Annotated in this window: 28 protein-coding genes and 2 tRNA genes; 11 read left to right on the top strand and 19 right to left on the bottom strand. The window is 60.7% G+C overall.

What is annotated here, in order from left to right; all coding sequences use genetic code 11:
- Positions 1-6: 6 nt before the first annotated feature.
- Entirely contained in the window at positions 7-249 is a 243-nt protein-coding gene (locus tag ACO2Q4_RS00780; RefSeq protein ID WP_311760251.1) for a phosphopantetheine-binding protein, read from the bottom strand.
- 11 nt (positions 250-260) lie between these two features.
- Positions 261-1,880: a (2,3-dihydroxybenzoyl)adenylate synthase gene (locus ACO2Q4_RS00775; protein ID WP_423316633.1), complete on the bottom strand. Its 1,620-nt coding sequence runs from the start codon at positions 1,878-1,880 to the stop codon at positions 261-263.
- A gap of 209 nt (positions 1,881-2,089) precedes the next feature.
- Here ACO2Q4_RS00775 and ACO2Q4_RS00770 point away from each other — a divergent pair, with 209 nt between their 5' ends.
- The 4 genes from ACO2Q4_RS00770 to ACO2Q4_RS00755 all read left to right on the top strand — a co-directional run bounded on the left by ACO2Q4_RS00770 (position 2,090) and on the right by ACO2Q4_RS00755 (position 5,252).
- Positions 2,090-3,445, top strand: a complete 1,356-nt coding sequence (locus ACO2Q4_RS00770; RefSeq protein WP_423316631.1) for a condensation domain-containing protein — start codon at positions 2,090-2,092, stop codon at positions 3,443-3,445.
- Positions 3,446-3,562: 117 nt separating this feature from the next.
- Positions 3,563-3,637: transfer RNA gene (locus ACO2Q4_RS00765), tRNA-Gly, on the top strand.
- A 191-nt stretch (positions 3,638-3,828) separates the two neighbouring features.
- On the top strand, positions 3,829-5,097 hold the full coding sequence (locus ACO2Q4_RS00760; RefSeq protein ID WP_423316629.1) for a class I SAM-dependent methyltransferase: 1,269 nt from the start codon (positions 3,829-3,831) through the stop codon (positions 5,095-5,097).
- Between the two features lie 81 nt (positions 5,098-5,178).
- Positions 5,179-5,252, top strand: a tRNA-Cys gene (locus tag ACO2Q4_RS00755).
- Between the two features lie 144 nt (positions 5,253-5,396).
- On the opposite strand, the gene ACO2Q4_RS00750 is transcribed toward ACO2Q4_RS00755, so the two are convergent.
- From ACO2Q4_RS00750 to ACO2Q4_RS00700, 11 genes are all read right to left on the bottom strand, one after another.
- Entirely contained in the window at positions 5,397-5,678 is a 282-nt protein-coding gene (locus ACO2Q4_RS00750; protein WP_423316627.1) for an I78 family peptidase inhibitor, read from the bottom strand.
- Positions 5,679-5,683: 5 nt separating this feature from the next.
- Positions 5,684-6,016, bottom strand: a complete 333-nt coding sequence (locus tag ACO2Q4_RS00745; protein ID WP_311760246.1) for a hypothetical protein — start codon at positions 6,014-6,016, stop codon at positions 5,684-5,686.
- A 194-nt stretch (positions 6,017-6,210) separates the two neighbouring features.
- Positions 6,211-6,603: a hypothetical protein gene (locus tag ACO2Q4_RS00740; protein ID WP_423316625.1), complete on the bottom strand. Its 393-nt coding sequence runs from the start codon at positions 6,601-6,603 to the stop codon at positions 6,211-6,213.
- Complete coding sequence (flhB, locus tag ACO2Q4_RS00735; protein ID WP_423316623.1) at positions 6,600-7,709, bottom strand: flagellar type III secretion system protein FlhB; 1,110 nt, start codon at positions 7,707-7,709, stop codon at positions 6,600-6,602. The genes ACO2Q4_RS00740 and flhB overlap by 4 nt, the downstream gene beginning before the upstream one ends.
- On the bottom strand, positions 7,706-8,464 hold the full coding sequence (locus ACO2Q4_RS00730; protein WP_423316621.1) for a flagellar biosynthetic protein FliR: 759 nt from the start codon (positions 8,462-8,464) through the stop codon (positions 7,706-7,708). Before ACO2Q4_RS00730 ends, flhB begins: the two co-directional genes overlap by 4 nt.
- Positions 8,461-10,548 carry a flagellar biosynthesis protein FlhA gene (locus ACO2Q4_RS00725; RefSeq protein WP_423316619.1) on the bottom strand — a complete coding sequence of 696 codons (2,088 nt, stop codon included), beginning with the start codon at positions 10,546-10,548 and terminating at the stop codon, positions 8,461-8,463. Before ACO2Q4_RS00725 ends, ACO2Q4_RS00730 begins: the two co-directional genes overlap by 4 nt.
- Positions 10,545-10,820, bottom strand: coding sequence for a hypothetical protein (locus ACO2Q4_RS00720; RefSeq protein WP_395134562.1), 276 nt, complete (start codon positions 10,818-10,820; stop codon positions 10,545-10,547). Before ACO2Q4_RS00720 ends, ACO2Q4_RS00725 begins: the two co-directional genes overlap by 4 nt.
- Positions 10,817-11,683, bottom strand: coding sequence for a flagellar motor stator protein MotA (motA, locus tag ACO2Q4_RS00715; protein WP_311760240.1), 867 nt, complete (start codon positions 11,681-11,683; stop codon positions 10,817-10,819). The genes ACO2Q4_RS00720 and motA overlap by 4 nt, the downstream gene beginning before the upstream one ends.
- Before the next feature lie 9 nt (positions 11,684-11,692).
- Complete coding sequence (locus ACO2Q4_RS00710) at positions 11,693-12,235, bottom strand: MotE family protein (protein ID WP_311760239.1); 543 nt, start codon at positions 12,233-12,235, stop codon at positions 11,693-11,695.
- Positions 12,228-12,575 (bottom strand): hypothetical protein, encoded by a 348-nt coding sequence (locus tag ACO2Q4_RS00705; RefSeq protein ID WP_311760238.1) that lies wholly within the window; start codon positions 12,573-12,575, stop codon positions 12,228-12,230. Before ACO2Q4_RS00705 ends, ACO2Q4_RS00710 begins: the two co-directional genes overlap by 8 nt.
- On the bottom strand, positions 12,572-13,054 hold the full coding sequence (locus ACO2Q4_RS00700; protein WP_311760237.1) for a flagellar basal body-associated FliL family protein: 483 nt from the start codon (positions 13,052-13,054) through the stop codon (positions 12,572-12,574). Before ACO2Q4_RS00700 ends, ACO2Q4_RS00705 begins: the two co-directional genes overlap by 4 nt.
- A 214-nt stretch (positions 13,055-13,268) precedes the next feature.
- Between ACO2Q4_RS00700 and ACO2Q4_RS00695 the strand changes: the two genes are divergently transcribed.
- The 7 genes from ACO2Q4_RS00695 to ACO2Q4_RS00665 all read left to right on the top strand — a co-directional run bounded on the left by ACO2Q4_RS00695 (position 13,269) and on the right by ACO2Q4_RS00665 (position 19,151).
- Positions 13,269-14,504, top strand: coding sequence for a tyrosine-type recombinase/integrase (locus tag ACO2Q4_RS00695; RefSeq protein WP_423316615.1), 1,236 nt, complete (start codon positions 13,269-13,271; stop codon positions 14,502-14,504).
- A gap of 457 nt (positions 14,505-14,961) precedes the next feature.
- Positions 14,962-15,699 carry a hypothetical protein gene (locus ACO2Q4_RS00690; RefSeq protein WP_423316613.1) on the top strand — a complete coding sequence of 246 codons (738 nt, stop codon included), beginning with the start codon at positions 14,962-14,964 and terminating at the stop codon, positions 15,697-15,699.
- Between the two features lie 2 nt (positions 15,700-15,701).
- Entirely contained in the window at positions 15,702-17,057 is a 1,356-nt protein-coding gene (locus ACO2Q4_RS00685) for a phage portal protein (protein ID WP_423316611.1), read from the top strand.
- A complete protein-coding gene (locus ACO2Q4_RS00680; protein ID WP_423316609.1) occupies positions 17,050-17,496 on the top strand; it encodes a hypothetical protein in 447 nt (148 codons plus the stop codon). Before ACO2Q4_RS00685 ends, ACO2Q4_RS00680 begins: the two co-directional genes overlap by 8 nt.
- A complete protein-coding gene (locus tag ACO2Q4_RS00675) occupies positions 17,489-17,989 on the top strand; it encodes a hypothetical protein (protein WP_423316607.1) in 501 nt (166 codons plus the stop codon). The genes ACO2Q4_RS00680 and ACO2Q4_RS00675 overlap by 8 nt, the downstream gene beginning before the upstream one ends.
- Positions 17,973-18,596, top strand: coding sequence for a hypothetical protein (locus ACO2Q4_RS00670; RefSeq protein ID WP_423316605.1), 624 nt, complete (start codon positions 17,973-17,975; stop codon positions 18,594-18,596). The genes ACO2Q4_RS00675 and ACO2Q4_RS00670 overlap by 17 nt, the downstream gene beginning before the upstream one ends.
- Before the next feature lie 186 nt (positions 18,597-18,782).
- On the top strand, positions 18,783-19,151 hold the full coding sequence (locus tag ACO2Q4_RS00665) for a hypothetical protein (protein ID WP_423316603.1): 369 nt from the start codon (positions 18,783-18,785) through the stop codon (positions 19,149-19,151).
- Here ACO2Q4_RS00665 and ACO2Q4_RS00660 read toward each other — a convergent pair.
- From ACO2Q4_RS00660 to ACO2Q4_RS00635, 6 genes are all read right to left on the bottom strand, one after another.
- Positions 19,148-21,301, bottom strand: coding sequence for a hypothetical protein (locus tag ACO2Q4_RS00660; RefSeq protein WP_423316601.1), 2,154 nt, complete (start codon positions 21,299-21,301; stop codon positions 19,148-19,150). The genes ACO2Q4_RS00665 and ACO2Q4_RS00660 overlap by 4 nt on opposite strands.
- Positions 21,301-22,017 carry a hypothetical protein gene (locus tag ACO2Q4_RS00655; protein ID WP_423316599.1) on the bottom strand — a complete coding sequence of 239 codons (717 nt, stop codon included), beginning with the start codon at positions 22,015-22,017 and terminating at the stop codon, positions 21,301-21,303. The genes ACO2Q4_RS00660 and ACO2Q4_RS00655 overlap by 1 nt, the downstream gene beginning before the upstream one ends.
- Position 22,018: 1 nt before the next feature.
- Positions 22,019-22,738: a hypothetical protein gene (locus ACO2Q4_RS00650; RefSeq protein ID WP_423316597.1), complete on the bottom strand. Its 720-nt coding sequence runs from the start codon at positions 22,736-22,738 to the stop codon at positions 22,019-22,021.
- Positions 22,739-23,036: 298 nt separating this feature from the next.
- Complete coding sequence (locus ACO2Q4_RS00645) at positions 23,037-23,546, bottom strand: hypothetical protein (RefSeq protein ID WP_423316595.1); 510 nt, start codon at positions 23,544-23,546, stop codon at positions 23,037-23,039.
- Positions 23,547-23,628: 82 nt separating this feature from the next.
- Positions 23,629-24,972 carry a reverse transcriptase domain-containing protein gene (locus tag ACO2Q4_RS00640; RefSeq protein WP_423316594.1) on the bottom strand — a complete coding sequence of 448 codons (1,344 nt, stop codon included), beginning with the start codon at positions 24,970-24,972 and terminating at the stop codon, positions 23,629-23,631.
- The gene (locus tag ACO2Q4_RS00635; RefSeq protein ID WP_423316592.1) at positions 24,969-25,544 is read right to left on the bottom strand and encodes an SLATT domain-containing protein; all 576 of its coding nucleotides are present in this window, start codon (positions 25,542-25,544) and stop codon (positions 24,969-24,971) included. Before ACO2Q4_RS00635 ends, ACO2Q4_RS00640 begins: the two co-directional genes overlap by 4 nt.
- Between the last annotated feature and the right edge of the window lie 292 nt (positions 25,545-25,836).

Here is a 25,836-nt window from a genome sequence, read left to right as displayed (position 1 = left end):
ACCGCGCTAAAGCCGCGACGCGATCAGCGTCCACCAGGCGTCCAGCGTGGGGTCGCGGGCCAGTTCGTCAAAGCTGGCCTCGACCCCCATCCGCTTCAGTTCGGCCGAGAAAGTCATGACGGCAATGGAATCCAGCCCGTAAAGGACAAGGTTCTCGGACGGGTCGATCTCGCAATCGTCCTCGATCATCCCGGCGACGCGGGCGGCCAGCCATTCGGCGCTGATTTCGGTCTTTTCGGCAATATCCATCGGGTTTCCTTTCAGGCGGTCTCGGCAATAAGGCTGTCACGCAGGCGGCGCTTGTCGATCTTGCCCACGGCGGTCAGCGGCAGTTCAGGCAGGATGCGGAAGCGGTCGGGCAGCTTGTATTCCGCCACGCCCGCATCAAGCAGGTGGCGGCGCAAGGCAGGCGGGCTTAGCCTGCCTGTCCCGTCGCGCAGGACAAGAAAGGCGCAGCTTTTTTCGCCCAGGTGGGCGTCGGGCGTGGCGACCAGCGCGGCATGGGTGATGTCGGGATGGCGCATCAGCAGGTTCTCGACCTCTTCCGACGCGATCTTCTCTCCGCCCCGGTTGATTTGGTCCTTGATCCGCCCGACCACGCGCAGATAGCCGCCTTCGCGCACGACGACGTCACCCGAGTGATAGAAACCGTCCGCGTCAAAGGCCTGCGCATTGTGTTCGGGGCTGCGGTAATAGCCCCGGAAGGTATAGGGACCGCGCGTCGCCAGCGCGCCCGGCACACCATCCGGCACCGGATGGCCCTGGTCGTCCAGTACGCGGATTTCGTCATCGGGGCTGATGGGCCGGCCCTGCATCGCGAACACGATCCCGTCGGGATCGTCCAGCCGGGTATAGTTCACCAGCCCTTCGGCCATGCCAAAGACCTGCTGCAGGCGGCAGCCCAAAATCTCGGGCACGCGCCGCGCCGTCGCCTCGGCAAAGCTGGCGCCACCGACCAGCATCAGGTCCAGAGTCGCCAACCCCGCCCGGCGTTCGGGCGATTCTTCGACGGCGCGCAGCCACAGCGCGACGGCGGGTGGAACCAGCGGGACCATCGTGACGCCCTCGGCCTCGATCAGATCGAAACAGGCCAGAGGCTCGGGGCTGGCGGCAAGGATGACGGTGCCCCCGGCATGAAAGACGCCAAGCGCGCCGGGCGAACTGAGCGGAAAGTTATGCGCCGCCGGCAAAGCGCACAGGAAGCGCGTGGCAGAGGTCACGCCGCAGATCTCGGCGCTGGCCCGGACGCTGTAATCATAGTCATTATGGGTCCGCGGAATCAACTTGGGCGTTCCCGTGCTGCCACCCGAAAGCTGGAAGAAGGCGACCTCGTCCGCGGGGCTTGGCCCTGCACCGGCAGGCAACTCCGGGCCAGCGGTCAGCCAGTGGGCAAGGCTGCTTTCGGGCGCATCCTCGCCCAGCAGCAGGACATGCCGCGCCCCCGCTTCTCGCAGCTCGGCGGCAAAGGCATCGTCGCGGAAAAGCTCGTGCCCGCGCGATCCGATGACCACCGCTGGCTGGATCTGGCGGGCATATTCGGCCATCTCCATCCGTCTGTGGCTGAACAGCGCATTGACCGGGGCGACCCCGATGCGCAGCAGGGCGAAGAAGACGACATAGAACTCGGCCACGTTCGGCAATTGGACCAGCGCCCGGTCGCCCTGCGACAGCCCCGCCTCGGCCAGTCGGGCCGCCAGGTTGCGCGACATCCGGTCCAGCTTGGCATAGGTGACGCGCCGGTCGCCGCAGACGATCGCAACAGCCTCGGGCTGGGCGGAAAGCTGAGCGTCGAGGATCTGAGTCAGGGGCTGGTCGATCCAGTATCCGGCATCGCGGTAATGCCGCGCCTGATCCTTGGGCCAGCGGGTGAATTCAATCATGACGAGAATCCTGTTCTGAAAATCCGCGGGCGGCTGCGACACAAATGCGCGCAACCGTCAAAGCCCGCTTGACGGCGCAAAATAGTCGAGTATTTTTATCCGGCTTTCTCTCTCGAAGCAAGCCGGCCCGCGACAACGTCGCGGGCCAGCCAGCCTCTTCCCCCTAACTTGCATCACATTTCGCAAGCCCGCGGACGGGACGCTTTTCCATGACGCAACAAACCATTTCCCCCACCCAGCAGCTGACCCTTGCGCAGCTGGATTTCTGGGAAGAATTCCGCCTGCATCCGGGCGAGGCGGTGTCGACCGTCGCCCATGCGATCGAATTCACCGGACCGACCGATCCCGACGCACTGGCGCGCGCCATTGGCCGTACCATCGCCGAAACCGACGTTCTGGCCCTGCGCTTCGATGACGGGCCGAATGGCCCCAGACAGGGCCTGGACCTGGCGCGACGGCCCGCGCTGCGCCTGATCGACCTGTCCGGCCACCGCCAGCCGCGCGAGCATGCCTTTGCGATGATGCAGGCCGACGTCGCGGCGCCGCTGGATCTGGCCCGCCAGCCGCTTTCGGCGCAATGGCTGCTCCGTCTTGGTCCCGAGCACCTGATCTGGTTCAACCGCGGCCATCACATCGTGCTGGACGGCTATGCGATGGGCATGATCGAGGCTCGTGCCGCCCGCCTTTACGCCTTCGAGACGGGCTCGGGCGATCCCGGCCAGCCGCTGGGCCGCTTTGCCGATTACCTGGCAGAGGAGGCAGGCTATCGCGCCTCGTCGCGCCATGTCGCGGATGGCCGGCATTGGCAGGCCGTGCTGACCGCCTGCCCACCGCCACGCGTGCTGACCAAGGGGTCAGAGAATTATCCCGCCGAAGACCTGTCCCATGAACAGTCGCTGGAGGACCTGCAGGCCGACCTGCTCGCGCGAAGCGCGGAATGGGGCATGGGCTGGCCGGACCTGCTGACCGTGCTGTGCGCCGCCTGGGCCGCGCTTCACCTGCAGGACGCCTCGGCCGAGCGCCGCGACGATGCGGGTCAGATCGTGATGCCGGTCTGGCTGCCCTATCTCAGCCGGATGGGCAGCGTCGCGATCGGTGTGCCGGCGCTGGTCGTGAATATCCTGCCCTTCCGCGCGGCGCTGGAACCGGCGGAACCGTTGGGCCCCGCCGTCACCCGCCTGTGTGGCGAGCTGCGCAAGCTGCGCCGTCACGGGCGCTACCGCATCGAGCAGATCGCCGCCGATCACGGGCTTGGACAGTCCGAGCGGTTCTTCTTTTCGCCGCTGATCAACATCCTGCCCTTCGATCCGGCCAATTTTCCCGGTTGCACGACGCAGCGCCACGTCCTGTCGAACGGGCCGGGCGATGGGTTCAACATCACCATCCGCGCGGATTCGGCCGCGGGCGGGATGCAGCTTCTTCTGGGCGCCGATCCGACCCTGACCCCGCCCGCGGATTTCGCCCGGCATCGGCGTTCGCTGCCGCAATTCCTGCGCGACGCCCTGCGGGCCGGTGCCGCGAACCGCGCGATCGCAAGCCTTCTTCCGCGGTTCGAGACCGCCTGACCTGTGCAAAAGAAAGTTTGCAGATTTTTTGTGGAAAGCGGTTTTTTCCCCTTGCGCCTCCCCGCGCGGTCCCATAAATCACCGCTCACCGAAGGCGACGAGCCAACGGGATGGAGTGCGGGCGTAGCTCAGGGGTAGAGCATAACCTTGCCAAGGTTAGGGTCGTGAGTTCGAATCTCATCGCCCGCTCCAAAATCTTCCGGAAGGAAGAAAACGAAAAGCGGCCTTCGGGCCGCTTTTGTTTTTTCCAGCATATCTCAACCGGCTGGCTGGCAGGCGCAACCGACACAAAGGGTTGACCAAACCGGCTTCCCTGCGCTTATTTTATACTCGTATGGCAGGATCGGGCGTCTTGGCCCGTGTTTCGCAAAGCGGGGTGCGCCATGTCAGCCGTAGATCGCGTGATTCAATCCAAGCTTGACCACTTGGGGGTGCCGCTGCGCGTGCAGTTGCCATCCGGCGCAAAGCTCGGCCGCAACGATGCGGCGGTCGAGATCGTCTTTCACGATTCGGCGGCGCTTGGGCCGCTTGCCACCGGAAACCTTGGCGCGCTCGGCTCGGATATCGTCTCGGGCAAGGTTTCGGTCCAGGGCGGGATGCGCGATCTGATGCATGTGGTGGCAGCACTGGTCCCGGACGAAGGCCAGCCGCAGCGTCCCCGGCCCTGGCAGCGGGCATGGTGGAACCTTGCCTCGATCATGCGCCACAGCCGCGACCGCGACGCGGCGCAGATCCGCTTTCACTATGATGTCTCGGACGATTTCTACCGGATCTGGCTGGACCCGTTGCAGGTCTATTCCTGCGCCTATTTCCGCGACCCGAACATGGATCTTTCTCAGGCGCAGGTCGCGAAACTGGACCATATCTGCCGCAAGCTGGACCTGCGGCCAGGTGAACGCTTCGTCGATATCGGCGCGGGCTGGGGCGCGCTGCTGTTCCACGCGGCCGAGACTTACGGCGTCGACGCGACCGGCATCACCCTGTCCCAGAACCAGTTCGATCATGTCACGCGCCAGATCCAGGAACGGGGGCTGGGCGACCGCGTCAGGATCCTGCTTTGCGACTATCGCGATCTTTCGCCCGAGCAGCCTTTCGACAAGCTCGCCTCGGTCGGGATGTTCGAACATGTGGGGCGCGCCAACATGGCGACCTATTGCAAGCGCATCCACGACCTGCTGCGGCCCGGCGGAATGGCGCTGAACCACGGGATCAGCGTGACCGGCGTGGACGAGGCCATTGTCGGCGGCGGCATGGGCGATTTCATCGAGAAATACATCTTCCCCGGCGGCGAGTTGATCCATGTCAGCCAGGCCATCCGGCAACTCTCGCTGGCCGGGCTGGAGATGGTCGATACCGAGAACCTGCGCCCGCATTACGCCCGGACGCTGTGGTGCTGGTCCGACCGCCTGGAATCCCGCCTGACCGAGGCCGAGGCCGTGCTGCGCAAGACTCTTTCAGTCGATCGCGCGGCCGAGGTCCTGCGCGCCTTCCGCCTGTACCTTGCCGGCTGCGCGCTGGCCTTCGAGGAAGGCTGGACCGCGCTTTATCAGATCCTGTTGACCCGCCCCGACGACACGGGGGCCGCATCCGACCTGCCAGGCACCGGATCCTCTTATCCTTTCCGGCGAGATTATATCTATGAACCCCGGTAGCCTTGAAGGCGCTTCACGCGCAAAACGGCGTCTTGCACCCCGCGACCGAAGCGGCTAAACCCGCACCGATACACCGACAACGGCGGGTTGGCGGAGAGGTTACGCAGCGGATTGCAAATCCGTGAAGACCGGTTCGATTCCGGTACCCGCCTCCATTTTCCCTGACAATCGACATGACTGCGCCTTTGGCCGATCGCGGCGTGTTCGCGTCCGTCCGCGCGGTCGCCTCTGGCCCATGCCGCATGAAAAAGGGCGCGGACAACATGTTCCGCGCCCTGCTCTTGTTTCTTCAGGCGTTTTCAGTAGCAGCCGACGCGTGCGATGCGGCCGTCCTTGCCGATCTCGACGTTCAGCCGGGTCGGACGGAAGTCCATCGTCACCGGCTGGTTCGGGCCGATCACGCGGTTCCCTTCGGGCAGGGTCAAACCGTCGAGCACGGATTTCGGCTGTCCGACAAGGTTCTGAAAGCGCGACGCGCCGCAGGCATCCTCGCCCGGAAGGGTCGCGGGCGCGTCGGGCGCCTGCGGCTCTGTGCAACCTGCAAGCACCGAAAGCGAAATGGCCACCAGGATCATGCGCATGGCGATCAACCGCAATCGATGTTGTAGATGTTGCCCGACGCATCAAGACGGAAGACGATGCGCAGCGGGTCGTATTCCTGCGGCTCGATCCCGCGATATTCGACAACGCGGTATTCGCGGGTGATGCCCAGGCCGGGGATCACGGTGCCCGGCTGGCCAAGCGCCGAGATGTAGCTTTTGGCGTGGCACGCATCGGGTTCGCGCGATTCGAGGCCGGTCACCCCTGCAACCGGCGCCACCGGCACGGGGGCGACGACGGGCGCAGTTTCCGGCGCCGTCGCAGGCGCGCAGGCGGCCAGCGGGGCAAGGGCGGCAAGGACGAGAAGTGGTCGGATCATCGCAAGGTCATCCAGCGTGCAAGGAAAAAATACGCCGGCATCATAGGGGCGACCAAAGAAGAATTGAAGCCGCGCCTGCCGGTTCCCGCAGGATCGTGCCCACAGGGCCGCAGCGGGACGGTCTTGCCGCGCGGGGCCGAACTGCCCCGAACAGTGCTGAACCTCTCGCCCGTTCAGCCAAGAAGACCCCCTTCTCATGTGCCGTCCGACTGCTTGCGCTGCACCTTCAACCGACGCGCATCCGTTTCCCTTGCGTGCAGGTCTTCCAGCGCCTGGACGCGGCCGAATTCGCGCAGTGCCGCGCCCCGCGCGGCCTGATAGCCGGGCATCATCTGCTCAAGCTCCACCTCGGCCCGGCCAAGTGCGCGGCTGCGGTCCCCGGCCAGCGCATTGGCAAGCCGCGCGCCCGACAGGGAATGCGCGGCCTCGCTGTCGTAAAGGGCCTGCAGCTCCTCGGTCAGCGTGGTGATGCGGGCGCGGGCGGCCTCGACATGGGCGCGATAGGCCGCGAAGCGCCGCATCTCCAGATCGGATTTCAAGCGCGCGAGATCGGCCAGACGGGCGATGGATTCCCCGATGTGGCTCATCTCGATGCCCGCGGCCGAGCTGCAGGCGATCCACCCCAGCCCTGGCGGACCTTTCTGCGCATCGCCTCGGCAAAACGGATTGCGGCGGCGACGGGGGCGAAATGCTCCGAGCGGATTTCCTGCCCGATCTCGACGGTCGCATGCAGCGCGCGGGCGCAGGGTGGATCGGACCAGATCGGGACCTGATGGCGGCTAGCGCGCTCGCGGATCTGGCGCGCAATCTCGTCCACCCCTTTGGCAAGGCAGACCGGGGCGCGTCCGCTGCCGCGCTTCCACTCCAACGCGACGGCGTAATGGGTCGGGTTGACGATGACCACATCGGCGCGCTCGACATCCGCCAGCATCGAGTTCAGAGCGATGTCGATCCCTTTCTGCCGCCGCGCGGCCTTCAGATGGGGATCGCCCTCGCTGTCCTTGTGCTCGTCCTGCATCTCTTGCCGGGACATGCGGTGGCGACGCTGATAATCCAGATGCTTCCACAGAAGGTCGATCAGCGCGAAGCCCACCCCGATCGCCAGCGCCAGGTGAATGGCGCGCGTCGTGACCAGCCTGAGCCCGTCCACCCATTGCAGATCCGACATGCCCCCCGCGCTCAGCATCCCGCCCAGCAAAGAGCGGAACAGAAGGACACCGCCCGCCCCCAGCAAACCGACCTTGGCGACCGATATGCCAAAGGCGGACAGGCCCGCGCGGCCCAGCTTCTGCCCGGCATTGCGCATGGGGTCGATCCGCCCCGGATCCGGCAGCAGCTTTTTCGGCGTGAAGGTGAAGGCACGCTGCAGGATCAGGCCGGCCAGCACCGGAACCGCGATGACCGCAACGAAACCCAGCACCGCCAGCATCGCGTTTCCGGTCAGCGCCCGCGCCAGATCCATGACGGATTTGCCACGCCCATCCGGCCAGGGCTCGGCCCCCAGTGCCCGCGCCGCCATGCGCGTCCAGGCGGGCGCGAGCGAGGTCGCGGCCAGCGCCATCGCCGCCCAGAAGCCCAGATACATCAGCGCACTGCCCAGCTCGGCCGAACGCGGAATGTCGCCTTCTTCGCGCGCGCGCCGCAGCTTCTGTTCCGAGGCGACGTATTGCTTGTCGTCGTCCTCTTCGCTCATGGCAGGTCGCTTTGCATGACATCCAGAACCGCGCGCGCCCAGCCCGACAGGATCGCCGGGGTCAGCAGGGTCAGCGCCACCAGCGCCAGCAGGATTGCGGCAGGGGCAGCGATCAGCATCATCGGCAGGGCGGGCATCGCCTTGCTCGCCATCCCGGTCAGGATCTGGAACAGGTAGCCGCCAAGGATGAAGGGCCCGGCCAGAACCAGCGCCAGGACAAAGCTACGCCCGATCAGCCCCAGCGCGGTCGGCAGTAGCTCGGCCACCTGCGGCCATGACCCGACCGGACGAAGGACCAGGCTTTCCCGCAGCAGATCGCAAAGCAATGCCGGCATTCCCAGCGCCATCAGCAGCGCGAGCCCTGCCAGCGACAGAAGGTTGCCGATCGGGTGCGGGGCGAATTCGTTGACGCCCCCCACCAGTTGCGACAGCGAAGTCGTGGCCGCAATCGCCGCCGCCGCGATGTCAAGCGACAGCGCCATCAGCCGCACCAATCCTCCCAGTACCAGGCCGGTCACGATTTCGGCGCCGGCAAGCAGCGCAAGGCCGGTCATCGTCCTGATCGGGGGGGCAAGGCCCGCGTGTTCGGCCAGCAGGGGCGTCATCGACATGGCGATCGCGACCCGCAGCCGGACGGGCAGGATGCGCAGTGAAAATCCCGGCATCGCCAGCAGGCAGGACTGGACCCGGCAATAGGTCAGAAGCAGCACCGGCAGCATTGCCTGAAGCCGCGCATCGGCCAGAAGTGCGGTCATGCCGTCACCGTGCCGCACAGCCGGACACGCGCGGCTGGATCGATTTCGTCCAGTCCGATCACCGGCAGCGCAACGCTGGCCGAGGCCAGCATCATCCGCACCAGCCTGCGGCGATGGTCTGGAACCGCAAGGACCGCCTCGGTCGGTGCGGGCAGGGTGGCAACAAGCTTGCGCAGCGCCTCGGCCAGGCGTTCCTGCAGCTGCGGCAGGGCGGCATTGCCGCCGCGCCCGGCCTCGGCTTCTGCGCGGGTCAGCTCGGCTTCCCATTGCGGGTGAAGCTGAAGGATGTCGAGATGACCGTCCGCACCGGCAAACTGCTCGCAGATCTGCCCTCGCATCCGGCGGCGGACCAGTTCATAGGCCGCCTCGGGCGTGGTCGCGGCCCGGGCCTCGTGCACCGCGTCGGTGATCAGGACGAGGTTGCGGATCGACAGCCGCTCCTCCAGCATTCCGCGCAGGACGGCCAGCAGCAGCTCCGGCGAGACCTTTTCGGGGATCATCGCATCGAAGAAGCGCTGGTTCAGCTGGGCGCGGTGTTCGTCCGACAGGTTCCCCAGCTCGCGGATCATGCGCTGCATCGAGGTCATGGTCAGCAGCGCCGGAAGGTTGGACTTCACCACCTCCATCAAGTGTGTCGACAGCACCTCCATCGGGGCGACCACGGTGGCCCCCGCCATCGCGGCATCGTCCTGCTGTTCGGGGGCGATCCAGCGTGCGGGACTGGAATAGACCGGCTCGCGCACCTCGTCGCCGCGGATGCCCGCCAGGACCTGTTCGGGACCCAGCGCCAGCACACCCTGCGGACGCAGTCGTCCCCGTCCGCGCACCACGCCTTGCAAGCGGATGACATATTCGCCGTCATCAAAGCCGGTGCCGTCGGTGATGCGCACATCGGGCAGAATGACGCCATAGCTGCGCGCGACATGCAGGCGAAGATTGGTGATCCGCTGGCCAAGCCCCCTGCCCTGGTCAAGGGCGCTGACAATCAGCCCGGCTCCGATCTCGACGCTGATCTCCTCGGTATCCAGAACGTCGCCGATGCGGGTCTGGGCGGGGGCTGCGGGTGCGGGCTCGACCGCGGTGGGGGGAGCGTGGGCGGCCGTGATCTCGCGCCGGCGGATGAACCAGGCGGCGGCGCCCAGCCCCGTGGCCAGCGTCACAAAGACCAGCGTGGGCATTCCGGGGACCATGCCAACCACCGCCATCCCCCCGGCGACCACTGCCGGTACCTGCCAGTTCGAGACGAGCTGCTTTGACAGCAGATCCGCGGTCGTGTCCGTTGCGCCCCCGCGCGACAGCAGCAGCGCCGCTGCCATCGAGGTGATCAGCGCCGGGATCTGCGTGACCAGACCGTCGCCGATGGTCAGTCGGGAATAGGTCGCCAGCGCCTCGGTCACGGGCATGGAATGAACCAGAATGCCCGCCGCCAGTCCGACGAACAGGTTGATCAGCGTGATGACCAGCCCGGCAATCGCGTCGCCCTTGACGAATTTCGACGCCCCGTCGAGCGAGCCGAAGAAGCTGATCTCGCGCTGTTCCTGGATGCGGCGGCGCTTGGCTTCGTCATGGTCGATCGCGCCCGAGTTCAGGTCGCCGTCGATGGCCAGCTGCTTGCCCGGCAGCGAATCCAGCGCGAAGCGGGCCGAAACCTCGGCCATGCGCCCCGAACCCTTGGTGATGACCATGAAGTTCACGATCGAGATGACAGCAAAGACGGTCAGCCCGACCAGCAGCGAACCCCCGGCGACGAATTCGGCGAAGCCGTTGATGACATGGCCCGCCGCCATCGGCCCATTCTGCCCGTTGGTCAGGATCAGCCGGGTCGAGGAGACGTTAAGCGACAGCCGCATCAGCAGCGATACCAGCAGCAGCACCGGGAAGGCCTGGAAATCCGTAGGCTTCTCGACCAGGGCGGCCATGACAAGGATCAGCGTCGCCACGGCGATCGAAAGCGCGATCCCGACATCCAGCACCGGCGCGGGCAGCGGCAGGACCATCGACAGCACGATGATGACCAGCCCCCCGGTGATGATCATCGGCCGCAGCGGCAGGCGGGCCTGGGGAACGGCTTCGGCGATGCTCATTGCCCGGCTCCGTCGGCGTCCGCGGGGGCCAGCAGCATGTCTGCCGTCCAGCCCGGCCCGTCAAGCATCCCCGAACGCCGCAGGAAGATCAGCACCCGCAGCCGTCCCGCCGGGTCGAGCCGACGCAGATCCACGTCGATGCCGGGATCCAGTGGCTTGCCGTCCAGCAGGTCCTGCGTGGCGGCCGCGATCAGCGCCTCGGCACGGTCCCGCCCGGTATCGACGAGAGGAGGGGCAGCCAGCGCCGCGGCGACAAGCGCGGCGGCGATCACGACGCCCTCTTCAGATCGCGCAAGGCGTTTTCAAGATCGCCGAAGGTGGGGCGGACATGTTCCGGCGCGGCCTGGCGCCCGACCTCGACGCACAGGTTCGTCGCGTGCTGATGCAGCCCCGCGATCAGCACCGACTTGATGACATCGTAGAAGGACTGGTCCTGACGCATCACGGCCTGCAACCTGTGGGCAAAGGGCGCGACCAGCGCATAGGCAAGAAAGACCCCCAGGAAGGTGCCGACCAACGCGCCCCCGATCATCTTGCCCAGCACCTCGGGCGGCTGGTCTATGGCGCTCATCGTCTTGATGACCCCAAGCACCGCCGCGACGATACCCAGTGCCGGCAGCGCATCGGCCATGTTCTGCAAGGCGTGGGGGGCGTGCATCGCCTCGTCCTCGATCAGCCGGATGCGCTGGGACAGCATCTCCTCGACCTGATAGGGATCGTCATAATTCAGGCTGGCCGAGCGCAGCGCGTCCGAGATCAGCGAGACCGCCTGCTTGTCCTGCAGGATGCGCGGAAAGGACTGGAACAGGGGAGAATTGTCGGGATCCTCGATATGGCTTTCCAGATCGACGGGGCTGGCCCGTGCCGTGCGCAGCAGCTGGAACAGCAGACACAACACGTCCTGAATGTCGGATTCCTGCCATTTCGGTCCCTTCAGCGACCGACCGACCCCGCCAAGAGCGCTTTTGATCACCGCGGTTTCGTTCGCCAGCAGGAACGATCCCAGCGCGGCGCCCCCGATCATCATCAGCTCATAGGGCAGCGAATGCAGGATGACCGCCAGCTTGCCCCCCGCCAGGATATAGCCGCCGAAGACCATGGCGAAGGTCAGGACGATGCCAAGCATTCCAAACATGAGCGGCTCCTAGTTTCCCTTGGCGCGCAGCGCGCCCATGTATGAGGTCAGCACCGCCGCCTGCCCCGGCTCGACCGAGGCCATGATCCGCGCCCCTGTCTGCGGTTCGACCCGGACAAGGATCTGCGCGGCGAAATCGGGCGGCAGGTTCGACAGCACCATCGCCGCCTGCTCGGGCTTCATCTGGTCGTAAAGCGCGATAATGCGGGCGATGTCGTCGGTCTGCACCTGCCCGGCGGTCTGATCCTGGTCGCGCAATTGCTGGCGGATGCGGCGCAGCTCGACCAGCTTCTGCGTCAGCTGGCTCTCTGCGCTGGCCAACTCGGCCTTGCGACGTTCGATATCCTGCAGGTAACGCTCGATTCGCTGTCCGCGCTGATGCAGCGTCTGGGCCAGCGCCACCGCCTCGGGCACGTCGCTGCACCCTTCCAGAAGGGCCGCAGGCTCGGCATGGGCACTGAGCCGAGACAGCCCCCCCGCCAGCGAGACGGCCTGGACCGCGGCGGCCAGCGCCATCACGCCACCGGCAAGCTGAAGCAAGGGCCTAGGCATCCAGCATCTCCGCGGCAGGGGCACGACGACGGCGGCGCAGGCGCGCGGCGGCAGGCGCCGCCTCGGAGAACTTCTTCTGCAGCACCCAAAAGGCACGCTCTTCCTTCGCGCGCTCGACCTCGTTGGCCAGTCCCTCGGTCGCGACCGTGGCTTCGGTCTTGGCGGCATGGATCGCGCGTTCCAGCCGGGCGATCTCGCTTGCCATGACGGCGATCGCGCCACCCAGCCCGGTTTCCAGGTCGTTCAGCCGTCGTAACCGCCGTGCCAGGACGAAGCAGAAGAACCCGACCCCCAGCGAAAAGGTCAGCAGCGCACATTGCAGGATCTGCGACAGGTTCATTGGATGCGGAACTCCGTGATCAGGATGTCGCTGAATGCCTCGCGCCCGAGGACATAGACGGCGCGCGTGGCCAGTTCGTCGCGGATGATGTCCAGAATGCCGCGCCGCTCGAACGCGGCGGGTTCGATCCCGGCAAGGAAACTGTTGCAGGCATCCGAGAGGCGCGGCAGCAAATGCTGGACCTCGTCGCGATGGGTCGCATCGGTCTCGATCTGGACCGACATGACCAGAGTACGGAACTGCGGCCCGGAAAGGGTCAGCGCGATCTGCGGCAGCGCGACGAACTGGACCTGCGGCACCGGCTCGGCTTTCGCGGTCGCCTCGTGCGGTTTCAACAGGGACAGGGGCGCCCAGTAGCCTTGATAAGTCGAGATGAAGCCCGCCCCCAGCAGTGCAGCGACCAGCAGAAGGGGCAGGACCCGTTTCACGCCGCCGCGCTGGGGCGGATTCTGCGATGTCGCAGGGACTGCATGGGCCATGTGATTCTCCGTCGATATGTCGATCGGATACCATCCACGGGCTAACCAATTCTTAACAAGGTTCACCATTGCCAAAGTCTGCGTAGTGGTGCGTATGCAGATGTATCAATATGTTAACCATAGATCATCCTTGCGCAGCGCTGTCCGCGCTTGCCCGTGTTAATGTGCTCATGCAATTATGATGCAAGTAACGTATCTAGGATGGAGGCTCTACTTGCCTATTATCAAAAAACGCCTCACGAAGACGGGCATCGCCGACATCAAGTTCACTACCGCTGGGCAACAGGAGTATCAGGACACCGTTAACAGCGAGTTAAGGATGACGGTCGGCAAGGACACCAAAGCCTTCATCGTCAAAAGCTCCTACAAGGGCCTACCGCGATACACGACGCTGGGGCACTTCCCTGCCATGCTTCCTGACGAGGCTCTAGAACTAGCGCGGGCATATCGGTCCCATTTCAGCAAGCACGGCACCTGGCCTGACGCGAAGCGCGAAGAAGCCACGCTGCGCAATGCCCTCGCCAGCCGTGAGAGGCAGATGAACCGGAAGGAGATGCGCGAACGCTCGATCCGGCAGTCGAACAACACCATCAACCTCTATTTCAGCGACTGGTTCGACATTCCTCTGGCCTCGATCACCCGGCCAATGCTGGAAGACCGCTATGAAGCCATTTACAGCAAGAAAGGCTTGCCGCGCGGTGTTGGGCCGAAGCAGCGCGGAACACAGCCAACGGCGTCAGCGGCCAAGCAAGCCATCAAGTATCTGCAAGCCGCCTATAGTCGCGCTCTCATTGACTACCCGAATGCTGGTCTGAACCCGGCGATCTTCTACAAGTTCGAGTTCCACGACACTACGCCCAAGAAGCGGGAGTATCCTGCCACACCCGAAGGCCTAGCAGCGATCTGGGACGCCATCCTCAAGCGCAATGACCGGCTGTCTTCGGTGTTCTTCGCCATCAAGCTCTACACCGGCCTGCGCATCCCTAGTCTGACCAATGTGAAATGGTCTGACGTGGACCTCGACAATGCGATCTTGACCATCCGCGAGAGCAAGCGCCGCGAGGTGTTCAAGCTGCCTCTCAGCCGTCAGTTGGTCGAGTTCTTCAAACTGTTGCCCCGCACCAGTTCCGAATGGTGCTTTCCGTCGCCCAACAGCGCAAGCGGACACGCGGAAAACAAAACCGCGACTTGGTTGCCATGCACCATCCATGACATGCGGCGCATCTGGCGCACGGTGGCAAAGCTGGCGGGTGTCAGCGACCACCATGTTCGCCTACTCGGACATTGGAAAACCGATGAGGAAGGCAATGCGCCGGAGCAGTCCGAAGCCTATCTTCTGCAAATGTGGACATTCATCGCGCCAGATCAGCAGAGAATTAGCGACAAGCTGGACGAGTTAATTGCCGGGCAACCCCTTACCTCAATGCAGGTAATTGCCGACGGCTTTTGAAGCTTGCGGACCCTTATATAGCTTTGCTAGGATGCAATTAACCGGGCGCGTATGACCGGGGAAACAAGGAGAAAGGCCACGCAACCTTGTTTCCCGCTTTATGCGGCTGGTGAACCCATGTCCGAACAAATCGACCTACTCATCTCAACTGCCCACATAGATGCATGGGGCAAAGCGCGTGGCGTTGAGGGCCTTGCACAAACGCTGTCTTGGATGCGAACAAATCCGAGGAAACGCGACCTTCCGAAACCACCTTGCGTCAAACTTGGCCCGCGGCTGCATTACCGCGAAAGCGTCTTGGAAGCCGTTTTGCGCGGCGAATACTCAAATTAATCAGATAACAGCCGCATTATCTCATATATGGAATAATGCGGCCTATCTAACTCTTTGCTATATAAACGACCTCGTCGCGCTATAATGTTTGCAACAGCGCAACATTATAGCGAGATCGTTCCTAATGCGCCCGCAACCAATTCCGATTATTGAACCGACCGTCATTCTGCCGAATGGCTCCCGCCTAAAACTCGCGTCCGGTGCAACTCAACATGTGCCGCGTGTCGCCAGAGACACTAACGCAGAGATTGGCCGCAGTCTCGAAGACCGCAAGTTCGGCGACTCCCCAACAGCCTATGTCAGCGCCGCCGCAGAGTCGGTTCAGACCTGCCGCGAGGCCGCTGCCGTGCTGGACGGTGCCAAGCGCCACCTGAACGCCCTGCGCGTCGGCATAGACATCCTCACAGGCACCAGCATCAGCTATCCGGCCATTCTTGCCAGTAAGCCAATCGTAGCGGCGGCGCTTGAGATGCGCGCCACAGCCGACTGCCTGCGCGCCTTCGATCCCCAAGCCGCCGAAGCCGAGCTAGGGCCGATCATCGACGGTCTCAGGCAGGTAGAGACGCAACTGACCGGCGACATTGCCACGGCTGAGAAGCGCATTGCGGCCGCAGAGACTGAGGCCCGGCGCTGCGCTGGTGCCGCATATGCGGCCTCGGCGGGCCATGCAGAGGCGCTGAAGCGTTTCACCGAGCTTGGCCTCAAGGACATGCTGCCGAGGGACTGGCCCAAGGGCATCACGGCTCAGGGCGCGGCGCAGCTTGTCAAAGACGCTGTGTCTCAGCGCCAGATGGCACGGCACGAGAAACGCGACAGCAAGAACACCGCCGAAGCTGTCGCCAAGATCATGCGGGAGGGCTGAGCATGGCTCTCATCGAACGCGCTCGCAGCTTGGCGACCCGGATCAAGAACGCCTATGCAGTCGGCATGGGGGCGGCGGGTTCCGCTGCTTTCCCCTTGCCCTATTCAGGCGGCAATGTGCCAGCCTCTTGGCCGTGGAACTTCTGGCAACAAGGCCGTGACCCGATCAGCGCCACGAACAACCCGACCGTTGCAGCTTGCACTGATGCCTATGCCCATACGATTGCTTCCTTGAAAGCCCACCATGTCCGCCAGCTTCCGAACGGTGGCCGTCAAGTAATTCGTGACTCTCCAGCCGCCAGGTTCTTGCGGACCCCGAACGGTTATCAGACCCGCTCGGACTTCATGCTCAATTTCATCAAGTCGCTGCTCTACACCGGCAACGCCTATGGCGCTGCAATGCGTGATGATCGCAATCAGATTAAAGCGGTCCACATTCTGCATCCAAACACCACCCGCCCATTGGTGGACTGGGAAAGTCAGACGGTTTACTACGCTGGCTTCTATTCGGACCTAATGGAGTGGGATAGCTCATATGTGATCCCGGCAAGGGATATGTTGCATGTGCGCCTTTACACGCCGAGACACCCTTTGATTGGCGTCAGTCCGATTGAGAATCTTGCGCTCGATATTATGGCAAACAATGCGATCATGTCGCATCAGGCGCTATTCTTCACCAATATGAGCCGCCCCAGCGGTATCATTTCCGTTCCTGATAAGCTCAATCGCGATCAGATGCAGACGCTTCGCGAAGCTTGGTATGCACAATCACAGCAACTCAATAGCGGCGGAGTTCCAATTCTTGCCTACGGGGCAAAATGGGAGCCGATGGTGATTAGCTCACAGGACAGTCAGCTAGTTGAGGCTTTCCGGCTTGGCGTCGAGGAAATTGCACGGGCTTTCCGGGTGCCGCTGCCGATGATCGGCGACATTCGCTATGCCTCTTACAACAATGTCGAACAACTGATTAGCAACTGGTTGGCGATGGGCCTTGGCTTTCATGTTGAACATCTGGAAGCCTGCATTGCTCGCTTTTTCGAATTGCCGCGTGATGAATCAATCCAGTTTGACGTTGATGGTCTGCTGCGCACCGACTTCCAAGCACGGGTAGACGCACTGACTAAAGGCATCACAGGCGGTCTGTATTCGCCGAACGAGGCCCGCAACAAAGAGGGCTTGCCGTCTGTGCCCTATGGCGATGAGCCGCGTTTGCAGGCTCAGGTCGTGCCGCTGTCGCAGATCGACATGGTGCAGTCAGCGCCGTCGGCACCAGCGGCCCCGGTTAACACCAATTCGGCGGATCCCGACATGATCAAACACCTGATGGCAGAAGTAGAGGAAGGGCTGGGAAATGACTGAGATTGTCCAAGCCAAGACCGAGGCGGCCTGGGTTCGCCGCGACCGCTTGAAGGCCGCCGCCGCGAGAGAAGCCCGCCCGTTCACCAACGCCGAAGTCATCACCGGTCTGACCAAGCTGCTGCAAAGCGAGCGCGAGCGTTCTGCCGCCAGCATCAAAGCAGTCCGCGACGAACTCCAAGAGAAGATCGGCGCTCTGACCGAGATGCAGCGGGAGCTAGACGGCCTCAAGTCGCAACTGTCCGACCTCAGCACCGCCATCAAGCATGTCGGGGCACATGCGCCAGATGCGCTTTACGCCAGCGTTACCGTGGAACGTCTCAAGGCCCTGAAGGCGGGCATGTCGAGCTATGCGGTCAGTTTCCTGCGGCAGCGGGCATCGCTGGACGGCCCAGCGGGCAAAGCGCTGTCTACTGCAATCAACGGGGATCAGCATGTTTGACCTCAGCCACGGCCCGACACATGAGCTGGCGCACGGCGTCACCGCCTGCCTGTCGCTGCTCCGTTTTGATGCCAAGCACTATAGCAGCATGATGGTCAATCTCTGGCCGAGAAGCATGAATCTCCGGTTTGAAGCCGAGGTGCCCAAGGACTTGCGAGATCGGGTGCATTCCTTGACAGCAATCGGCCCGCTTGCGCTGCTGCCGCAAGAGGAAATGCGGCTCGCAATGAAGCGTCAAAGCCTTGAGGATTTGAGCCTCCTATCCGAAGCCGACTTCTTGCGGCTAAGTGATGCGGCATTGACAAGGCACGAATACAAGACGGCGGTTTATGCAACCGCCGACTTCCTCATCCGGCATAAAAAGCAGATCAAGCGTGTCGGTGAAATGCTGGAAGCAGACGGCGAGATTCATATTCTTGCGCCGCTTCTGGTGCCACGGGACGCTGCACTGAAAGCCAACGTGAATGGGGGCCTCAATGCCTGGACGTTTTAGCCAGGTCCGCGTTTTGCACGCCGCGCAGCTTGCCCTTGGCTACTATTACGACCAGCGCCGCCGTGGTGACACTGGTGGCGCGCGGGTGGCCACGGTCGTCACCACCGAGGGCTATTACCGGCAGGCGGTGCCGATCTGCCATTTCGCCCTCTACACCGTCCTGTCGCTGAACCAGATCCGCAATGGGGAAATGTCCATGACGGCACAGGACGAAGCCGAGCAACTGGTGATGCTCGGTCTCGGAGACGCCCTCAATGCGCCCGGCGGCCATGCGGATATGCATGAGGCATTTCTTCTCGCGGGCTTCATCGACGCGCAAGATATCGACATGCAGATGGTGGGTCAGGCGCATGATGCATCCGGAGTCGTGGTGTTCAGCTTCGACAAGTTCGAGGCACTGGACGCGGCCTATGCCCGCCTGCGCAACATCCACCGGCAAACTGCTTCCGTGCCGCCCCCGAAGGTCGATGCTGTCGCGCTGCGCCCGTCCGTCTTTTCCGTGGCCCCTGAGGCCGTCGCCGACCTGCCGCGCATGTTCGACCGCCGCGCTGCTGAGGACGTTATCTTGCAGGCAAAGCTAGCTGCGGTGGTGCATCAAATGCGCTGATTGCCGTGCGCAGCCACGTGATGATGGCAACAACGCAATGCCCCGCTATCTCTATAGCCGAAGCAGCTAGGGCCGTTCTATCGCAGGGCATTTGCTGGATCAGCAAAAAACTCTCCTTAACGATAGCTTGCGGCCTGCGCGATCTCGCGCTGCAATGCTTGCCCCTACAGGTGCAAGGCATACATCATGGACATCAATACCTTATTACCACCCGAAACCGTCGACCCTCAGGATCATCCGAAGCTGAAGGCACTGGTCCGCCTATGGGACGGACTTGAGGCAATCGCACCCAACTGGGATACCGAAATTGGCCCGGAAGGGTGGGAACGTGATCGAACTCCGCTTTGGCATGCCAACCTCAGTCATATTACCATGCTTTGCATCACGGGTTTCATCGACACTGGCCCGGGAGGCGACATTGTAAAATTCCGCCACCACGCGCCGAAGCTGCTTCGCACATGTGAGCCTCCACAAGGCGACTGGGATGGCTTTCGCGATAGCGTCATAAATATACACGGCCTTTGGCAAGCAGCACTTGACACGCTGGAACCCTAGACCGGCCTGCGACGTATCCCGTAGTTCGTCTGAAGCTGGCGGTCTAGCTTGCCGGAGGTCAGCATCGAGCGCACCGCGTCGGTCAGATAGATGTCAATCTGCTTGTTGCCGCTCTGGTCGGTGGTTTCCTTGGTCTCAACCTGACTGCCGTTCTGGTTGTAGACGTTGACATAAGTATCCCCGACCAGCTTGTCGCCGCCGCTGCTGGCGGTGGAGCCTAGCGTCGGCATTGGTGCAACGCTGCGGCCCGCGACACTGGCTGAGACCGCCTGCAAGCCGGTGCTCATGCCCGGCATCGCAGGTGCCTGGACGATGTAGCGCGGCGACGTCAGCGCTGCTGGGGCAGATGCAGGGTCAGGGGAGCCGTAGCCACTCAGCGCCCAATCCGTCAGGAGTTTGACGAACTGGTTTACCTGCTGGCTGAACAGGAACTTCGCCATGTCTTTGAGCATGGAGTCGATCATGTCATTGAAGGCTTCACTGGCCGACTTCGAACCGTCGATGAGTTCGCCGAAGACATCGGTAAAGCTGTAGCCCATGATGCCGATGAGGTCGTCAATGCTCGACTTGGCTTCCCAGAAGTCCTGCACCATCTGATCGTATGCGATCTGAGCCGCCTTCACCTGATCGTCGCTTATGAGATTCTGATCCCTAAGAGCATTGGTGGCGTTGAAGAAGTCCTCAGCTTTCTGCCAAAGCCTGTCCACAGCGTCGATGGATTCTGCCATGCCGCTGTTGTAGATTTCCCAATCCTTATTGAGCGCGGCTTGAATATCCAGCCTTTGCTTCAAAACCGAATTCTGATTCTGCTGCAACTGGTATAGGCGAGTTTCATCGGCAATAGCCTGTTGGCGTCCAGCCTCAAGATCGTCAATAATCTGTGCGGTTTCGGGGCCGGGGATAATGTCGGCAATCATCTGATCGAATTGCGAGTTAATCTCGGAAATTCGTCCAGCGAGGTCTGCTGCATCCTCAGTCGCCCCGCTGAATAGAGCGTCTGTCTTGGCCTGCATCGCCGCGATATTGCTTCGCATGGTCTTGGCGGATTCCACCATCGACGCCAGCGACCCCTTTGCGTCCTCAAGGTTCTTGGCAAAGTTTCGGGTGTCCGTCACCTGCTGACCGGTCTCGTCCGTCATGCTCTTAAGCTGAGCGTCGGCATCTTTGAGATACTGGTCGATCAACGCCCGCTGCGCCGCGCTGTCCGTGGTCAAGCGCAGTTGCTCAAGCAGTTCGTTGCTAATGAGTTTCAACGGGGTCAGCGCCTGAACTGCCTTAACCCCAAGGTCGCCGACCACATCTGTTGGCGCACCATCAGCAACGGCCTTTTGATATGCGTCGACCGCGTTCCCGGCGGCGATGATCTCTTTGGTCGATGCCCCGTAGCGCTTGCCGATCGCATCTACCTGCTGGTCGAGCAGCTTGAGATGGCGGGTAGCTATCGAGGCATTGTCTCCGCCCGCCTCGACCTCTTTTCGATACTTAGCAGCGAAGGCTTGCGCGCTGCGCAGATTAGATGCGTCCTCCTGCAAAGTGCTGGACATGGCGGCAATGGCTTTGGTCGACTCCGCGAGGGTCTTTTCCAGTTGCAGCTTCTCAAACGACGCCGATACCACGTAGAGCTTTTGCAGACCCTGCGCCGCAGCAATGGACTTCGGGCCAAGCTCTCCCAGCGGAAGCTGAGCCTTGTCGAGCGAGCTTTTCATGCGGTCCATGCTGTCGGCCAGCTTTCCCGCGTTGTCAGCGGCCTGCTTCAACGGGTCTTTGGACTTGGAAAGCGCCGTCCAAGCAACTGCGGCCACGGCTGCGACGGTGGCAAGCAGAGTGACGAGGTTGCCCATGCCCACCAGCATCTGCGGCACCTGCTGGGCAAAGATGACCATAGCACTGGTGCCCATCTGGAACTGGACCGCCATGTCCTGAACCTGATAGCCCATGTTTGCCAGGTTGATGCCCGCCCCCTTGGCGGCATCGCCGCTGGCCTTCACGCCAGACGACATCTGCTTCGCAGCGTTGGCCTGCGATTGCAGCGCCTTGTTGGTGTTGGCGACCTGCTTGGTCAGGCGCTCGGACATTTGCGCGAACTGCTTGAGTTCGTCGGTGCCGACAACGCCTACCTCGATTATCTCTTTGACCTTTGTGTCGGCCATTACCTAGCTCCGCGTCTGCGTTTCTTGGTCGAGGTGTTGGTGGTGTCGTTCTGGGCAAAAGACCCGGCTGGCCCAATCTGGATGACGGGACAAGCCATTTTGTGGCCGGTGCCTTTAAAAACGACATAGATGAACCGGCAAGCGACTTTACCGGAGAACTTGGCGCGCACCATCTTTGCGATTGGCCGAATAACGCCACCGCTTATGGTCTCGGTTTCGTAGTAGCCCTTGGCAAAGCCGCGTTCGATGGTGCTAGCGTATTTGACATTTGGCCCGATGATGATCTCGTCACCGGCATCCAGCATATCGGCGTTGAGATAGCCACTATGCTGCGCAACGCCATTCACATAGATGGTCAGACTGTCGAGATATTTGCCGGAACGATATGGAGAGCGCTTCTCCATCTGGTGCAATGCATATTTGGACGCTTCAACCACGGCATCCATATTGGCGGTGCCAGTGTTCTGCCATTTTAGGCTGAATGGCAAAATGAGATATTGCGGCTGGATGGTATCGAACCTTCTGCGCGTCTCACTTCCACGGTTGCGCAGGAGAAGTTGATAATCTTTAGGGTCAGTTGGAAACTCGCCTTTGCGCTGGAAAGACTGCATGTAGTCTTTCGCCATCAACAGCGAGTTTGCCTTGGCCTCATTAATCGTCTGTATAGCTACACGGGTATAGTTAACCGCAGTCATCTTCACCGTGAGCTGCGGCATTTCAACTGACCTTCAAATCGGCGTTCAGGGGATAAGGCAGGCGCGCAGCCTTGGACAGAAGGTTGGCGACGACCTGCGTATCCTTTATGCGCTTGCGATCCGACGCGATGTTGTTTTTCGCAATGCGCCGCAGTTGCCATTGCATCGGTGCAAACGGAATAGGCGACATCAGATGATCGAGCGCGAACTGACTGGTTATCTCGACCGGCGCTTCAGGGCTGGCTCCATCAAGCATGTCTTGCGCAGCGGGAACCGCGCGATAGGTAATCATTTCGGCATAGATTGCGCCATCGAGCATATCGAGCCTGCGGTCGTTTTCGGTTTTTCGATCGAAGTCGGTGCCAATGGCTTCGGTCCAAATGCGGCGGTCATCTAGGATGATGTAGCGCAGCGTATTCGACAGGCCAAATAGGCGGTGCAGCGCAAAGCCCTGAATGCGGCTGATATAGGGAACAGAGTGCTCAATGCTGTTGACGGAATTCAAGCTGAGCAAGACGCGACCGACATCTTGTTCGCAGAATTTGCCGGTGCAAGGCTTTCCAGTGAGATGCTGCAAGTTCACCAGATCGAACAGAATTGCGGTCAGCGGGTGGTCGCAAACACCCAGCGAATAGCATGAGAGGTTGTTCACCGAGTCATCACTGGATATTTTACCTATTAGCCGCTGATAACGTGCTTCGGCAAGCGATGTTACATTGGATGATTTGTCGGAATGCGGCATGATCGCGCGCCTCTCTCTTTGCTATATCTAGTAGTTTAGCACAGAATATGAGGTGGCAAAGCGCTATATAAAGTGGATGGCGCTTAATTCATGGGAGATTGCATTGGGTAAATATCGGCCGAGTAAAGACGTTAGGCAGAAGCCGGACACGGCGGGCAACGAGAATGAATGACCGCTGGGGTGTCCATGAATTTTATGGAGAGACTTAGGGTTGCTTTGATTTTCAAAGGAGCCCTATCGGTGATGGCAGCAAAATTTTGCTGGCATCGCCAAAGCGGTCCACGAAAATCGTGGACCGCTACCACCGTTGCCGTTCACCCGGATTTGGATGCATCTCCATGAACTTGGTCATCGTCACGGTGCGCAGCGGCTTGGGGCAAAAGAAGCTGCGGCCATCTGCGGCGACATAGCGGTAAAGCTCGTTGCCCTGCTGCTTAAGCGACAGGCTGTGGCTGACTGCGTCCCAGTTGCGGCGATACAGGCGTAGGACGCCATGCACCTCAGACATCCGGTCAAAGCCAGCACAATCGACCACGAAGCCGGTGTGATTGTCGCGGCGATCTGGGTTGGTGGCAAAGTCGAGCAATTCCATGCGGGCATGAGAAATGTCGCGCAGCCGTTCCAGCGCCATGCCTGATGATGCCGGTGATCCGACCATAGCCGCTTGGACAGATGAATGCAGGACCGACAACCACAGACGGCGGCAATCGGCGTAGCTGATCTCAGCCAGGTCAAGCGGTGGCAATGGCTCATCGACGGGGTTGATTGGTGTCGATGTAGGCATGTCAAAGAGATCGACCCGCTGCATTTTTTCGTCCGATCCTATAGATTGGCGATATTTGCAGTTATTTTAGACCCTTAGCGTGATGCCCCATAGCCAAGACTGTGCATCAAGAAAATGAGCCTAGCGTGTCTCGCTCCATCTCACGGGCCTCTCGATACATGGTTTTAAAGAAAATAGACTTGATCTGCTCGTCAGTCCGGTTTCCTAGCTTTCCGGCAGAGTCAGGTTTGATAAGATAAATAGCATTCAGCATTCCGTCTCGATCGAACTTGTCGAAATCGAAGACGTAATCGGTAGCGTCGTGATTGTGCTTAATTTCCCTGTGCGCCTTGATAAAAGTTTTGCAGCGCGAATACAGCTCCGGCCTACCTATGCTTGCCAGTCGCGACTGGACTTGTCGATCAAGTCGCTTCAAAACCTTACGATCGTTGATCTGGGAGAAGTAGAACAGCCACCCAATGTTCCCCCCATCGATGCGACAACCTGAAATTCGAATATTGAGACGCCATATCGACTTTTCAACGTTGTTATCGTTAATTCCGCCGATAATCCTCATCAGGCTGGTCATCATCCTCTTTACACTTGCCTCGCGAACTGATACTGATTTACCAAGAAAACTATATCCAAGATACGATAAAGTTTTATTGTGCGGTATAATCTCTGACTTGCCACTTCCGAGAGGGTGAACCGTCAGCTTCCTTGATCTTTTCAACCTCTTTGAAGCAAGCTCAGCAAAGACTGAAGCTTCGTTAGATGGCGTTCTGATCAGTATGTCATCTACATAGCGATGATAGGAAATTCCCAACTTTGATTTAAATTCGTTATCAAAATTCTGCATATAAATTGACGCCAGAACATTCGAAATACTTAACCCTTGCGGAACGCCGATTTGGTTGAATTTCCCGTCAGTAGCCTTCACGCCGGTCGGAGTTTTTATTGCCGAAACTATCAGAGAAACTGCTGCTTCGTGCTTGACCCGCTTCCTAACTTGCGCTTCAAGAATTTTATGGTCAATACAGTCGTAAAAACTCTTAACGTCAAGTTTTACAAAACTATCGGCATCGGTGGCGTTCTCGAATGTTCGTATTGCGGCAGAAACAATTGGATGAGCATGTGGGGGCTTGCAGTCCGCGAAAATCTCGCAGAGAAAGTTATTGAGACACCGCAGGACGACCCGATCTCTGATGGTTGGAATGGAAATCCGTCGCGGCTTGCTGTCAGCGCCCTTAAGAATAAGTTTCTCACGGTACGGCGAAAACTTGTAATTTCCGGAGTTCGCCTTCCTGAAGATCAGCTCTATATTGCCTGCAAGATGTGCATTAAAGTTGTCGAATCCGATACCATCAACCCCACGAGCCGTGTGCGCCGAAGTGTGTTCAGCAGCTACTTCGCCTATCGCTGCCGATGAAAAGCGCCGCTCAAACACCTGCCGAGACGTAGTGGAACTCATTGGGTAAAGTTCCTAAAGTTCCAAATAGTAACTAAGACTGCCGGCATGACCAGTAGTATTAGAAAGACCCAAGTGGCAACACGTCTAATTACGTAGTCGGCAAGCTCCAGAGGGGAAAATTGGTAGCAATTACCATTTGGTTGTTTGAGCTTCTGTTGAAGAGAAAATGGATCGTCAATCGCAAGTCTTAAAAAATCTATCTGCTTATGGTTCGGCAAGTCAGATATCGCATCAATGTATTTTTCGTTTAGGTAGTGTCCTTTGTATGATATCCTGATTTTTTGAAGCATGAGGTAGCATGTGCGGTGCTGGGCAGCAGTCTCGCCGAACTTGAACCCGAAAATAAGAAGGCTTATGCATAGCGTTATGATCGAGACATACAGAAGCACTGAACCATCAACTTCGGACTTGTTCGCGCTGCCAATAATTCCGTTCCCAATGGCGGTTACGGAGTAAAACGCGAGAAGGAGATGAAAGTAAATCTCTAAAAAGCGGTTTCGGCGCTCCGCGTTCATGTGGCACTTTTCGGTAATCCAAATACGCTCGGGCAATTGATCGAGTTCGCTTGACAACTTAACCTCTAAATCGAAAGGCGTGTGAGAGGATTAGTTCATGGCTTGGATCTTCTTGCGGAAGATGGTCCGGAGACCCAGCTTGCGCTGATTACTTACAAAGGCCGCTACGCAGCCAAGGCTTCATTCCTCCCTCTCACACAGGCGTGAACGTAGGCATCACATCGAATAGTGTCAATTGTGCCAGGCGCAAATGGCGTTCAGTATGCGATTGTATGCTGAATTTTCGGCTCGTTGTAGAATTGGACGACCCCGCACGCTGTCGCGCCCCCAGCGGCTTCTTCTACACCGC

Source organism: Paracoccus sp. KR1-242 (assembly GCF_049446195.1).
Classification (GTDB): Bacteria; Pseudomonadota; Alphaproteobacteria; order Rhodobacterales; family Rhodobacteraceae; genus Paracoccus; species Paracoccus broussonetiae.
Note: the sequence above shows the minus strand (reverse complement) of the source record. Positions and strands in the feature narration are given on the sequence as shown.